The following is a 12,687-nucleotide window of genomic DNA, read 5'->3' on the forward strand; positions in this document are numbered from 1 at the left end:
GTCAGCGTCTGCTGCGCTCGAGCGGGGATCAATCGATCCCCGCTGCCCCGCCCGCCTCACCTCCTGCTACCATGTCGCGCAATTTGCCACTGCCGTGACGCCATCCAATGCCTGACGCTTCCCTTCCCACCGCCAAGTCTGAACTGTCCGCCCTGTTCACTGAGCTGCAGCAGCACTTCATGCGCGTGGTCGTGCCGTTGTGGCAGGGCCCGGGATGGAATGCCGAGATGGCGCTGCCGTTCGAGGCGGTCGACGCTCAGCATCGGCCTCTGCCGCCCCAGCGCTACCGGGCCATGGCCTGTGCGCGTCAGCTGTTTCTGTTTTCAAGTCTGATCGATCACCCTGACGTGCCCGACGCCGCCACCCGCGCGGCTGCGCTGTTTCGTTCGTTGCAACAGCATTTTCACGATGCCGAGCACGGCGGCTGGTTCTACAGCATCGATCCACAGGGCTCGCCGCTGGACCGTCGCAAGGATCTCTACACCCACGCGTTCATCGTTTTTGCCTGCGCGCATTACTGGGGCAAGGTCCGCGAGCCGTTGGTGGAATCAGTGCTCAACGCCGGGCTGAACGTGGTCGCCGAACGCTTCGCCGATGGCGATGGCCTGTATGAGTCCGTGCTGGCCGAGGATTGGACTTCGCTGAACGCCGGCCCGCTGCAAAACCCGCTGATGCACCTGGCCGAAGCATTTCTCGGCACGCTGGCCGTACGTGATGACGCTGACACGCAGGCGGCGCTGGATGCGCTGGTGGAAGGCATGCAGCGACGTTTTGTGGATGTCGAACACGGGGTAATGCTGGAGAAACCGCTGGACGCTGTGGATAACTGGTCCGAACCGGGTCATCAGTTTGAGTGGTTCTACTTGCTGGCGTCGTCCGCGCGTCTGCGGGGCACGCCGCTTTACCGTTCGCTGGAGACTGCGTTCGCCCACGCCGAGGCACAGGGCGTCGATCACACCACTGGCGCCGTGGCGGCAATGCTGGAAGTGGACGGTTCGGTGAAAGACGGCACGCAGCGCATCTGGGCCCAGGCGGAATACCTGCGCGCGTTGACCTTGCGGCCTGATAGCGAGCACCTGCTGGCGCGTCAGTTGAAGGCGCTGCAAGCGCAGTTCCTGCACCCCACCGGCTGGAACGAGTGCCTCGACAGCCAGGGGCAGATCAGCCGCAGCGACATGCCGTCGACGACGCCGTATCACCTGGCGACCTGCTACATCGGGCTGGCCGAGTACTTCAGCGGCTGATCTGATTTTCCTGGAATGTCTACTCACTGGCAGCCGCCAAAATGCGGCCTCCGATCTTCCCGCAGATAAACGAACGGTGGGAGCGGGCTTGTTCGCGAATGGGTAGGTACATCCGCTAAAGATTCAGCGGTTGAAATGCCGTCTTCGTGAGCAAGCTCACTCCCACAATTTGATCGCGTTCGGCACCTGATTCTGCGCCTTACTCAGCCCGGCAATGATCGTCCCGACGCGGCGCGTGGGAACGATCAACACCAGTGAAACTATTTACTTCTCACCACGACTGCGATCAATCGCGAACCCGGCCCAGGTCTGGCTCACGGGCATCAGTTCCAGGCTGTTGACGTTGACGTGGGCCGGCGTGTTCATGATCCAGAAAATGGTGTCGGCAATGTCCTGAGGCTGGATAGGTTCTGCACCTGCATAGGTCGCATCGTACTTGGCCTGATCGCCACCGAAACGCACCAGCGAGAACTCGCTCTCGCACAACCCCGGTTCAAGGTTGGTCACGCGTACGCCGGTGCCGACCAGGTCGTTGCGCAGGTTCAGCGAGAACTGTCCGACGAATGCTTTAGTGCCGCCGTAAACGTTACCGCCCGGGTACGGATAATTCCCCGCTACCGAGCCGAGGTTGACGATGCTGGCACCGCGGCCGTAAGCGATCAGACGCGAAAGCAGCGTGCGCGTCGTGTACACCAGCCCTTTGATGTTGGTGTCGATCATGGTGTCCCAGTCATCCAGATCGCACTTGGGTGCAGGATCGATCCCCAGCGCCAGACCCGCGTTGTTGATCAGGCCGCGGATCTTCGCGAACTCCGCCGGCAGGCTTTCCACAGCGCGCTCCACGCCTGCGCGATCGCGCACGTCCAGCGTCAGCGTGTGCACCTTGGTCTGCTTCGACAGTTCGGCGCTCAGCGCCTGCAAGCGGTCTTCACGGCGACCGGTCAGCACCAGCGACCAGCCCGCCTCTGCAAAACGACGGGCGCAGGCTTCGCCAAACCCGGAAGTGGCCCCGGTAATGAATACGGTAGAGGTCATTTCTTTCTCCTGACTAACGATGCGGGCTTATCAAGCCAAGCGGGAATGTCACGCAAGCAGCGTTGCGTGTAGGAAGGTTCTGGAGAATGCCCGCGCAGACAGGCCGGGATCAAGCACCATCAGCAACATCGTCATACAACTGCTTTTCTGTATAAAAAACAACCAACTGCTCCAAAGCCTTATACCGTCTGGCCTACAGACACTTTTGCCCACCTTATCCACAGTCAGGCAACCTTTTTCTGGGGGCAACTCAAAACGCCAAGAGTCCCGGCATACGGGACGTGTGGGCAACTTGAACGATGTTTTTACTTGACCGGTCATGGGCCATCTGCCGTCGACTTCGCGCAAGACTTGGGTGCATGGACAGGAATGCACGTCCGAGGCCACAGATTGCGCTACCTGCGGCGGTCTTTCCAACGGTTGCACACAGACTTATCCACAGGCAGGCGCCTGATAAAGACTGTATAAAAAAACAGCCACAAGAACGTTGACAAACCCCATTAAAATACCGGCCGAAACAACTGATCAAATATTGATCAACAGGCTGTAAGCCCCGCAAATAAAGGCCTCCAGCTAGCTGCTCCCAACTTATTCACAGTCACTTCCACAGTAAAACTGAACAAGTCAAAAGCGTGACAAAACAGCGATTTGCAGCGGCTATATGTCGCGTTTTCACTGCTCTCCAAAATTGTTTTCCACAATTCGGCTATGCCATAAAAAAGCCCCGGAAGTTATCCACCCGGGGCGTGTTTTTACAACAGTGATCAGGAATCAGTGCCCGCCAAGATAGGCGTTCCTGACCTCCTCATTGGTGAGCAATTCCTTACCCGTGCCCGTCAGGCGAATCTCGCCGTTGACCATCACGTAAGCACGGTCCGACAGCTTCAGCGCATGGTTGGCGTTCTGCTCGACCAGGAAGATCGTCATGCCGGTCTGCGCCAGCTCACGGAGCGTCGCGAAGATCTGTTTAACGATGATCGGCGCCAGACCCAGGCTCGGCTCGTCCAGCAGCAGCAACTTGGGACGGCTCATCAGCGCACGTGCGATGGCGAGCATCTGCTGTTCGCCGCCGGACATAGTCATCGCCCGCTGATTGCGACGCTCCTTGAGCCGCGGGAACATCTCGAACATACGCTGCATGTCTTCGCTGGCATGTTTGTCGCCAATGGGGATAGTGCCCATCATCAGGTTTTCTTCCACTGACATGTCCGGGAACACGCGACGGCCTTCCGGCGACTGAGCGATACCGTTGGACGCGATGTAGTGGGACGACTTGTGGGTGATGTCAGTGCCCTGATAGATGATCTGGCCACTGGCCGCGCGCGGCTGGCCGAAGATCGACATCAGCAGCGTGGACTTGCCCGCGCCGTTGGAGCCGATCAGGCTGACCGTCTCGCCCTCATCAATGTGCATCGAGACTTTCTTGAGGGCCTGGATCGGCCCGTAATACACATCGATCTCTTTCAGTTCGAGGATCGGCTTACTCATACCAACTCCTCTTCATCTGCGCCCAGATACGCCGCGATCACTTTCGGATCGTTGCGGATCTGCTCCGGTTTGCCTTTGGCGATCACGTTGCCGTGGTCGAGCACGACGATGTCGTCGGAAATGCCCATGACCATGCCCATGTCGTGTTCGATCAGGACGATGGTCATGTCGTGATCGTCGCGCAGGTGGCGAATCATGCCGCTCAGCGCCTCGGTTTCCTGTGGGTTCAAACCAGCTGCCGGCTCGTCCAGGCAGATGACCTGCGGACGCGTGCACATCGCCCGCGCGATCTCCAGACGGCGTTGCTGGCCGTAGGAAAGCTCACCGGCCAGACGGTTGGCGCAGTCCACCAGATCCACCACTTCGAGCCAGTAGAACGCGGTGCTCATGGCGTCGTCTTCGGCCTTGCGATAGGCCTTGGTGTTGAGGATGCCGGCGAGCATGTTGCGGTTGACCCACATGTGCTGTGCGACCAGCAGGTTCTCGACGACGGACATTTCCTTGAACAGGCGAATGTTCTGGAAGGTACGCGCCAGCCCTGCACGGTTTACCAGGTGGGTGCCGCCAAACATTTTGTAGTACAGCCGGCTGCCGAAGCGCTTCGGCGACGCGAAGTCCGCGGCGCGAAATTGCTCGCCGAGCAACTGAATGACGTTGGTTTTCTTGCCTCGCGCATTGAGCTCGATACGCCCGCCGGTGGCTTTGTAGAAGCCGGTCAAGCAGTTGAACACGGTGGTCTTGCCGGCGCCGTTCGGGCCGATCAGGGCAAAGATCGAGTTGCGCCGCACTTGCAGGCTGACGTCGCTGAGGGCCTTGATGCCGCCGAAGTGCATCATCAGGTTTTCGACGGACAGAACGATTTCGTCGCTCATCACGCGCCCTCCACTTTGGCCAGCACGCCTTTGCGTGGCTGCACACCGGTACGGCTGATGCGGATCAGGCCACGGGGACGCCAGATCATCATCAGCACCATGAGGATGCCGAACAGCAAAACGCGATACTCCGCGAAGCTGCGCAGCAGTTCCGGTGCGACCGTCAGCACGAATGCCGCGATGACCACACCGACGGTCGAGCCCATACCGCCCAGCACGACGATGGCGAGGATCAGCGCCGACTCGAAGAAGGTGAACGAGGTCGGGTTGACGAAGCCTTGATAGCTGGCGAAGAACACCCCTGCCAGACCGGCCGTCGACGCGCCGATGGTGAAGGCCGACAGCTTGACCAGCACGTGATTCAGGCCCATGGAGCGGCAGGCGATTTCGTCTTCACGCAGGGCTTCCCACGCGCGGCCGACCGGCATACGGGTCAGGCGGTGCTTGACGTACAGCACAGCCAGCACGACCAGGAACAGCACGGTATAGATGAAGATGAATTTCAGATCCGGGTTGTATTCGAAGCCGAAATACTCGTGGATCGGGATGCCGCCGTCTTTTGCACGACGCCCGAATTCCAGGCCGAAAAAGGTCGGCGAAGGCACTGCCACGCCGTTGGGTCCGCCGGTGAACGACAGCCAGTTGTTGAGCACCAGACGAATGATCTCGCCGAAGCCCAAGGTCACGATCGCCAAGTAATCCCCATGCATGCGCAGCACTGGAAAGCCGAGGATGCACCCGGCAAGCGCCGCCGCAATCGCTGCCAGCGGCAGCGCCGACCAGAACCCCAGGCCCAGATACTGATAACCCAGCGCCAGGCCGTATGCGCCGATTGCATAGAAGGCCACGTACCCCAGATCGAGCAGACCGGCGAGGCCCACCACGATATTAAGGCCCAGGCCCAGCAACACGTAGATCAGGCCGAGGATCACCACGGTCAGCACGTACTTGTCGGCGAAGATCGGGAAGATCACCGCGATCAGGATCATCAGCGGAATGATAAAGCGCAGCCGCGTCTTGTACCCCGGCGGCAGCACGTGCACGCCGGAGCCCGAGCTTTCAAAACTTTGGGCAATGGCCACGCCTTTTGGTGTCTGCAGGAACAGGCTCATGAAGAAACGACCGACAACGACCACGCCCACCAGCACGGCCACGCGTCCTGGCTGCAGGTTGAAGCCATAGCCGTCCAGCACGATGCCGACGATCGGACCGAACACGATCAGCGCCAGCAAGCCGGCGATCACCGCGTCGATCAGGCTTTGTTTGATATCAATGGGTTTAGTAGGTGCAGACATGGTTATACCTTCGCCACGAGTGGGCGACCCAGCAGGCCTTGGGGACGGAAGATCAGAATCACTACCAGCAGGCCGAAACTGAACACGTCTTTGTAGTCGGAATTGATCAAACCGGAGAACTGCGACTCGGCAACCCCGAGGATCAGCCCGCCGAGCATGGCGCCCGGCAACGAACCAATGCCGCCGAGTACCGCTGCGGTGAACGCCTTGATGCCAATGACGAAGCCGGCGAAGAAGTCGAATGTGCCGTAGTTCATGGTGATCAGCACGCCAGCCAGTGCCGCCATGGCCGCGCCAATGACGAACACGTAGGAAATGACTCGGTCGGTGTTAATGCCCAGAATCGAGGCCATCTTGCGATCCTGCTGCGTGGCGCGGCACATCCGGCCCAGCTTGGTGTACTTGATGATGTAGGTCAGTACGCCCATGCCGACGAAGGCGGCGATCAGAATGAAGATTTTGGTGTAGGTGATCTGTACGAAACCGCTGCCGACATCGAAGCGCATGGCGCCTTCGAGCAGGGTCGGTACGCCTTGCTGGCGTGGGCCCTGAGCGATCTGCGCGTAGTTCTGCAGAATCAGGGAGATGCCGATCGCACTGATCAGCGGCGCCAGCCGGGTCGAGTTACGCAGCGGTTTGTACGCCACTCGCTCGATGACGAAGCCGTACACACCGGTCACCACAATGGTGAAGATCAGTGTGCCGAGAATCAGAAAGGGGAATGACTCAACGCCGAAGAACGACAGCACGGCGAGACCGATGGCTGCGAGGTAGGCGGAGATCATGTAAACGTCGCCGTGGGCGAAGTTGATCATGCCGATGATGCCGTAGACCATCGTGTAACCGATGGCGATCAGGCCATAGACCGAGCCCAGTGTCAGGCCGTTGACCATTTGCTGCAGGAAAATACCGTCCATCACGCACGCTCACGAACTTGAAAGGCCGACCTGGCGCGCGCGACCATTCCCTCGTGAGGAATAGAGCGGCGCACACAGTGGCAACAGAAGAAATCCGGCGCCGCCGTCAGACAGCGCCGATTACCGGATCAGGCTGTTTCCCGGCTCACCCCCGGGAAACAGCAGATCCGACTAAGCGCTCAACTCACTTCTGCTTTTCGAGCTGGTGGTATTTGCCGTCCTTGTCCCACTGGTAAACCACGTAGTCAGAGACTTTCAGGTCGCCCTTGGTGTCCCAGGCTTTCTCGCCCATGACGGTTTTGACCGGGTGAGCCTTGAGGAACTTGGCAGCGTCTTCGCCTTTGTTCGACTTGGCGCCGTTGAAGCCAGCGGCCAGGGCCTGAACCGAAGCGTAAGCGTAGAGGGTATAGCCTTCTGGCTCGTAGCCGGATTTGCGGAACTGCTCAACCACGGCCTTGCTGTCTGGCAGCATGCGCGGGTCGGCGCCGAAGGTCATGTACACGCCATCGACGTATTGCGCGCCGCCAGCGGTGGTCACCAGCTCGTCGGTCACAACGCCGTCGTCGGACATGAACTTGACGTCTTTCAGGCCTTGCTCACGCAGTTGGCGGACCAGTGGACCGGCTTCCGGGTGCAGGCCGCCGAAGTAAACGACGTCAGCGCCAACGGAGCGGATCTTGGTGACCAGGGCGCTGAAGTCTTTCTCGCCACGGGTCAGACCTTCTTCCAGCACCGGCTTCACGCCGCGAGCGGTCAGCTGCTTGGCGGTGGCGTCTGCCAGGCCTTTGCCGTAGGTGTCTTTGTCGTTGATGACGGCAATTTTCTTGCCCTTGAGCACGTCGACGATGTAGTCGCCGGCCACGATGCCTTGCTGATCGTCACGGCCGCACATACGGAACATGGCGCTCAGGCCGCGCTCGGTCACGGTCGGGTTGGTGGAGCCAGGGGTGATCGCGATGATGCCGGCTTCGTCATAGACTTCCGAAGCAGGAATGGTCGAGGAGGAGCAGAAGTGACCGACAACGCCGGCAACTTTGTCGGACGCGGCCTTGTTGGCAACGGCAACGGCCTGTTTCGGTTCGCACGCATCGTCGTAGGCGGTCAGGACGATCTTATCGCCGTTGACGCCGCCCGCAGCGTTGATGGCATCGGCAGCTGCTTGAGCGCCCTTCATGTATTGCTCGCCAAACGAGGCGTTGGCGCCCGTCATCGGACCCGCAACGCCGATCTTGATGTCGGCTGCCTGTGCAAATGAAGCCGCACCCAGGGCAGTAGCCACTGCGAGTGCGAGAAAGCCTTTTCTGTAGAACGTCTGCGACATGAGTTGGTGCTCCTGGGTTTTTTAATTAGCACTGCGACCACAGAGCTGCTGCGAGCAAGTGGCGTGCCATCGGTTTTTTATTCTTGAGAAACTGGTCGTTTTGTTGCTATCCGACTGATTTCTGCCCTTTTTCATAGGGCGTGCAACCGTCTAAACCGCGCAAGGTGCAACCTCACGACTTCAAAAGAGCAACCCTGGCGACACGGGCGCGCAACCGCTTCATCCGCACCTGTACAACCCTGTTGTAACAGCACGCGTCACCGAACTGCACACCGTCGGTGCGGTTCCGCTACGGGCCGCACCATTTGAGGGTAGTGGATGTAGGAGAAAGCGTTGTTTTGGAGAGAGAATTCTTCTCAGATCACGATTCTGAGGCATTGGCCCGCATGGTATAGCGAGAAGCCAGCCTCGTACAAAGAGCTGCGCAGTCCGACGGCCGCCAGCGGCTGCATTCGCGCAAAGGGGATGGGTAGGACACTGGCGTTGCCGCTGCACAGATAATCGGCGAAAGCTTTGCCAACGACTGTCCCTGTGGTGTTGCCCCGGCCGTTGTAACCGGTGACAGCGACCAGTCCTGGTGCAGGCTCGAACATTCGCAGCAGGTGATCGGGTGTGAACGCGATGCAGCCGGTCCACGTGCATTCCCACTCAACCGGTTTGAGGTACGGGAAATAATGCTGCTGCACCCGATCAGCCCACGCCTTGAGAAACCAGCCGGGCTTCTGATTGCCGTTGCCCAGACTGCCCAGCAACAGTCGGCCATCGGCATCGCGACGAATGCTGCTGAGCACTTGCCGCGTGTCCCAGGAGCCCTGCCCGCCCGGTAAGATCTGCTGCGCCGCGTCTTCGGCCAAGGGCGCCGAGGCCACTTGATAGTAGTAGCCGGGGAAGAAGTTTCGCCGAAGCTCGGTCCACTCGCCCTCGGTGTAGGCGTTGGAGGCGATGACGACTTGCTCGGCAAGCACCGCGCCGTTTTCGGTGACCACGCACCACCGCGCGCCTTGTCGCTCAAGGCGTTTGACCGGCGAGTGATCGAAACGCTGGCCACCCAATTGCGTGACGGCCGCCGCCAGCCCGCTGGTGTAGGCCATCGGGTTGATGGTGCCCGCCCGGTGATCGAGTAAAGCGGAGGTAATCTCGGTGGTGCCGGTCGCTTCCTGGCAGGCTTTGCCGGTGAGCAATTCCACAGGCGCGCCGCGACGTTTCCATTGCTCTTCACGGCTGCGCAAGTCCTGCTCGCCTTTGGCGTTGTGGGCCATGTGCAGTGTGCCTTTGCGCGTCGCCTGGCAGTCGATGGCGTATTTTTCGATCAGGCTGAACACCAGTGACGGCGCATTGCCGAGCATGGTGTTGAGCTGGCTGCCGACTTTTTCGCCGAAGCCGGCTTCGATTTCGTCAGGCGGAATCCACAGGCCCGCGTTGACCAGTCCTACGTTCCGGCCGGACCCACCCTGCCCGGTGCGATGGGCTTCAACAACCGCGACCGTCCTGCCCTGCTCAAGCAGATGAATGGCCGCCGACAAACCCGTGATGCCTGCGCCGATGACGCACACATCGACCGTCACTTCCCCGCTCAACGCAGGCGCTTCGGGCCTTTGCGGCGTCAGCGTTTCCCACAGACATTCTTCGCGTAACGGCATCGCAAAACCTCGGAAAGAGACAGCCAGACCTGATTGTTCCCACGCTGATCGTTCCCACGCTCCGCGTGGTAATGCAGCCGATGACGCTCCGCGTCACAGAAACCGGGCGCAGAGCGCCTGGGGATGCGTACCCACACAGAGCGTGGGCACGATCATCTGTCAGAACGCGCTCGAACAGATGGCATCAATCAAACGTAATACCCTGCGCCAGCGGCAGTTCGCGGGAGTAGTTCACCGTGGCAGTCTGGCGACGCATGTAGCCTTTCCAAGAGTCCGAGCCGGACTCGCGACCGCCGCCGGTTTCTTTTTCGCCACCGAACGCACCACCAATCTCTGCACCACTCGGGCCAATATTGACGTTGGCAATGCCGCAATCGCTGCCCAACGCCGAAATGAACTGCTCGGCCTCGCGCACGTCGGTGGTAAAGATGCAGGACGACAAACCTTGGGGCACATCGTTATTCAGGCGCACCGCCTCGCTGAATTCCTCGTAGCCCGCCACGTACAGAATCGGCGCGAAGGTTTCGCTGCGCACCACATCGCTCTGCTCCGGCATCTCGACGATGGCCGGCGAGACGTAATAAGCGTTCGGGAATTTCTCCTGCAACTGGCGCTTGCCACCAAACACCTTGCCGCCTTCGCTCAACGCCTGCTCCAGCGCTTCCTGCATGTTTTCGTAGCTTTGCTTGTCGATCAGCGGACCGACCAGATTGCCTTCCAGCGGATGCCCGATGCGCACTTTGGCGTAGGCCGCTTTCAGGCGCTCGACGAACTCGGCCTTCACGGACGAATGCGCGATCAAACGGCGCAGGGTGGTGCAACGCTGACCGGCCGTGCCGACAGCGCTGAACAGCACCGCGCGTACGGCCAAATCCAGATCGGCACTTGGGGTCAGAATCATCGCGTTGTTGCCGCCCAGCTCCAGAATGCTGCGGGCGAAGCGTGCAGCGAGTTTTGGCGCCACTTCGCGACCCATGCGCGTGCTGCCCGTGGCGCTGATCAACGCGACGCGGACGTCATCGACCAACGCCTCACCCGCTTCGCGGCCGCCGACGATGCATTGGGTGAGGTACTGCGGGGCGTCGGAAAATTCAGCGGCCACCTTATCGAAAAGCGCCTGGCACGCCAGCGCAGTCAGCGGGGTCTTTTCCGACGGTTTCCAGATCACCGAGTTACCGCAGACCAGCGCCAACGCGGTGTTCCACGACCAGACCGCCACCGGGAAGTTGAACGCGCTGATGACGCCGATGACGCCCAGCGGGTGCCAGGTTTCACGCATGTGGTGGCCCGGGCGCTCTGAGGCGATGGTCAGGCCATACATCTGGCGCGACAGGCCGACGGCGAAGTCGCAGATGTCGATCATTTCCTGCACTTCACCCAGCCCTTCCTGAGTGATCTTGCCGGCCTCCCACGACACCAGCTCGCCCAGGTCGGCCTTGTGCTTGCGCAGCGCTTCGCCAAACAGGCGGATCAGCTCGCCGCGACGGGGCGCCGGCACTTTGCGCCAAGCTTCGAAGGCGTGGTCGGCACGGGTGATGCGCTGCTCGACTTCAGCGGCGCTTTCCCAGTTCACCGACGCAACCTGGCTGCCATCGATCGGCGTGTGAACAGGCTTGTCGCCCTCTTGATAAAGCGCGGCATCGACACCGAGTCGGGTAAGCAGGTCGTTGAGCATGATTTCTCCTGAAACTGATCGTAAGCGCGAAAGCGGAATGCCAAATACTGGTTATTTCGTCAGCCTCTAGTAATAGCTGGCCGGCGACACTGCAACAAACGACGATTAAGCGAGATATCATTCCGTTTTTTCATGCTGATGCTGAACGAGCCGATTATGCTGAGCAAACGCCATCTCCCGTCGGTCACCGCGCTGCAATGTTTTGAAGCGGTGACCCGTCACCTGAGTTTCACCCGCGCGGCCGAGGAGCTGAACCTCACCCAGAGCGCCGTCAGCAAGCAGGTCGCCCAGCTGGAAGAATTGGTGCAGCACCTGTTGTTTCGAAGGGTTCGTCGGCGCCTGCAATTGACGCCAGCCGGCGCGCTGTACCTGGGCGAAGTGCGCAAAGTGCTCTCGCAGATGGAAATGTCGACGCACTTCCTGCGTTCCTACGGTGGCGAAACCGAAGTCTTGCGCGTGTCGACACCCTCGACCTTCGGCGCCCGCTGGCTAGTGCCGCGGCTGAAGGGCTGGCGCTTGCGTCATCCGCACATTCATCTGGATCTGGTCAACGAACAGGAGAGCGATGACCTGGCGCAGAGCCGCTGCGACCTGTCGTTCTATTTCGGCGGCGGCGCCCGACCCGGTGCGGAGAGCGTGAAGCTGTTCAGTGAAGAGCTAGTGCCGGTATGCGCACCCGGCAGCGTGCCCAAAGAGCCCTTCACCGATCCTACGCAACTGACCGATCTGGTCCTGCTGCAAAACGCGCATCGTCCCCAGGCCTGGCATGACTGGTTCGAAAGTCAGGGCTACCAGACCGAACACAGCTATCACGGCCCCCGCTTCGAGACGATCTATATGTGTATTCGTGCGGCGCAAGTGGGTTGCGGCGTCGCGCTGCTGCCCCGGTTTCTGGTGGAAGAAGAGCTGGCGGACGGCAAACTGATCATCCCCTGGCCCCACGCATTGCCGAGCCAGGACGCCTATTACCTGGCCTACCCGGAGCACGCGGCCGAAGTGCCAAAGATTCGCGTGTTTGTGGAGTGGATGCTCGAACAGCTCAACGAGCCCACGCCGCAGTGAAAGCGTCCCGGCTAAAGCCAGTCCTACAAGTGCACGCGATCCCACGATTGAGGTCTAGCCAGCCCCACTGGGTACACGCGAGGCTTTTAGTGGGACCGGCTTTAGCCGGGAAGAGGCCCGGTTGCTCACCATTACTCT

The 12,687-nt window shown here is 60.3% G+C and carries 10 protein-coding genes; 2 read left to right on the top strand and 8 right to left on the bottom strand.

Annotated elements, in window-relative coordinates:
- The first annotated feature begins 107 nt into the window (after positions 1–107).
- Positions 108–1,244 carry an AGE family epimerase/isomerase gene (locus AC3ISG_RS21965; RefSeq protein WP_489297960.1) on the top strand — a complete coding sequence of 379 codons (1,137 nt, stop codon included), beginning with the start codon at positions 108–110 and terminating at the stop codon, positions 1,242–1,244.
- Between the two features lie 264 nt (positions 1,245–1,508).
- Here the strand turns inward: AC3ISG_RS21965 and AC3ISG_RS21970 are convergent, their stop codons facing one another.
- The 8 genes from AC3ISG_RS21970 to amaB all read right to left on the bottom strand — a co-directional run bounded on the left by AC3ISG_RS21970 (position 1,509) and on the right by amaB (position 11,487).
- Positions 1,509–2,279, bottom strand: a complete 771-nt coding sequence (locus AC3ISG_RS21970) for an SDR family oxidoreductase (RefSeq protein WP_065987776.1) — start codon at positions 2,277–2,279, stop codon at positions 1,509–1,511.
- Between the two features lie 771 nt (positions 2,280–3,050).
- The gene (locus AC3ISG_RS21975; RefSeq protein ID WP_065987777.1) at positions 3,051–3,767 is read right to left on the bottom strand and encodes an ABC transporter ATP-binding protein; all 717 of its coding nucleotides are present in this window, start codon (positions 3,765–3,767) and stop codon (positions 3,051–3,053) included.
- A complete protein-coding gene (locus AC3ISG_RS21980; RefSeq protein WP_122533798.1) occupies positions 3,764–4,639 on the bottom strand; it encodes an ABC transporter ATP-binding protein in 876 nt (291 codons plus the stop codon). Before AC3ISG_RS21980 ends, AC3ISG_RS21975 begins: the two co-directional genes overlap by 4 nt.
- On the bottom strand, positions 4,639–5,934 hold the full coding sequence (livM, locus tag AC3ISG_RS21985) for a high-affinity branched-chain amino acid ABC transporter permease LivM (RefSeq protein WP_369303838.1): 1,296 nt from the start codon (positions 5,932–5,934) through the stop codon (positions 4,639–4,641). The genes AC3ISG_RS21980 and livM overlap by 1 nt, the downstream gene beginning before the upstream one ends.
- A gap of 2 nt (positions 5,935–5,936) precedes the next feature.
- Positions 5,937–6,851 carry an ABC transporter permease subunit gene (locus AC3ISG_RS21990; protein ID WP_037015668.1) on the bottom strand — a complete coding sequence of 305 codons (915 nt, stop codon included), beginning with the start codon at positions 6,849–6,851 and terminating at the stop codon, positions 5,937–5,939.
- Between the two features lie 184 nt (positions 6,852–7,035).
- Positions 7,036–8,172 (bottom strand): ABC transporter substrate-binding protein, encoded by a 1,137-nt coding sequence (locus tag AC3ISG_RS21995; protein ID WP_489297961.1) that lies wholly within the window; start codon positions 8,170–8,172, stop codon positions 7,036–7,038.
- Positions 8,173–8,528: 356 nt separating this feature from the next.
- Positions 8,529–9,812, bottom strand: coding sequence for an L-pipecolate oxidase (amaA, locus tag AC3ISG_RS22000; RefSeq protein WP_122533801.1), 1,284 nt, complete (start codon positions 9,810–9,812; stop codon positions 8,529–8,531).
- Between the two features lie 184 nt (positions 9,813–9,996).
- Complete coding sequence (gene amaB / locus AC3ISG_RS22005; protein WP_489297962.1) at positions 9,997–11,487, bottom strand: L-piperidine-6-carboxylate dehydrogenase; 1,491 nt, start codon at positions 11,485–11,487, stop codon at positions 9,997–9,999.
- Between the two features lie 156 nt (positions 11,488–11,643).
- On the opposite strand from amaB, the gene AC3ISG_RS22010 reads away from it, so the two are divergent.
- Positions 11,644–12,549, top strand: a complete 906-nt coding sequence (locus AC3ISG_RS22010) for a LysR family transcriptional regulator (RefSeq protein WP_122625701.1) — start codon at positions 11,644–11,646, stop codon at positions 12,547–12,549.
- Positions 12,550–12,687: the final 138 nt, after the last annotated feature.

The sequence above is a fragment of the Pseudomonas sp. GL_135 genome (assembly GCF_057834665.1).

Excerpts from the sequence above, each read along its gene's own strand:
- AC3ISG_RS21965 (WP_489297960.1), top strand. The coding sequence starts at position 108 with ATGCCTGACGCTTCCCTTCCCACCGCCAAGTCTGAACTGTCCGCCCTG.
- AC3ISG_RS21970 (WP_065987776.1), bottom strand. The coding sequence starts at position 2,279 with ATGACCTCTACCGTATTCATTACCGGGGCCACTTCCGGGTTTGGCGAA.
- AC3ISG_RS21975 (WP_065987777.1), bottom strand. The coding sequence starts at position 3,767 with ATGAGTAAGCCGATCCTCGAACTGAAAGAGATCGATGTGTATTACGGG.
- AC3ISG_RS21980 (WP_122533798.1), bottom strand. The coding sequence starts at position 4,639 with ATGAGCGACGAAATCGTTCTGTCCGTCGAAAACCTGATGATGCACTTC.
- livM (WP_369303838.1), bottom strand. The coding sequence starts at position 5,934 with ATGTCTGCACCTACTAAACCCATTGATATCAAACAAAGCCTGATCGAC.
- AC3ISG_RS21990 (WP_037015668.1), bottom strand. The coding sequence starts at position 6,851 with ATGGACGGTATTTTCCTGCAGCAAATGGTCAACGGCCTGACACTGGGC.
- AC3ISG_RS21995 (WP_489297961.1), bottom strand. The coding sequence starts at position 8,172 with ATGTCGCAGACGTTCTACAGAAAAGGCTTTCTCGCACTCGCAGTGGCT.
- amaA (WP_122533801.1), bottom strand. The coding sequence starts at position 9,812 with ATGCCGTTACGCGAAGAATGTCTGTGGGAAACGCTGACGCCGCAAAGG.
- amaB (WP_489297962.1), bottom strand. The coding sequence starts at position 11,487 with ATGCTCAACGACCTGCTTACCCGACTCGGTGTCGATGCCGCGCTTTAT.
- AC3ISG_RS22010 (WP_122625701.1), top strand. The coding sequence starts at position 11,644 with ATGCTGAGCAAACGCCATCTCCCGTCGGTCACCGCGCTGCAATGTTTT.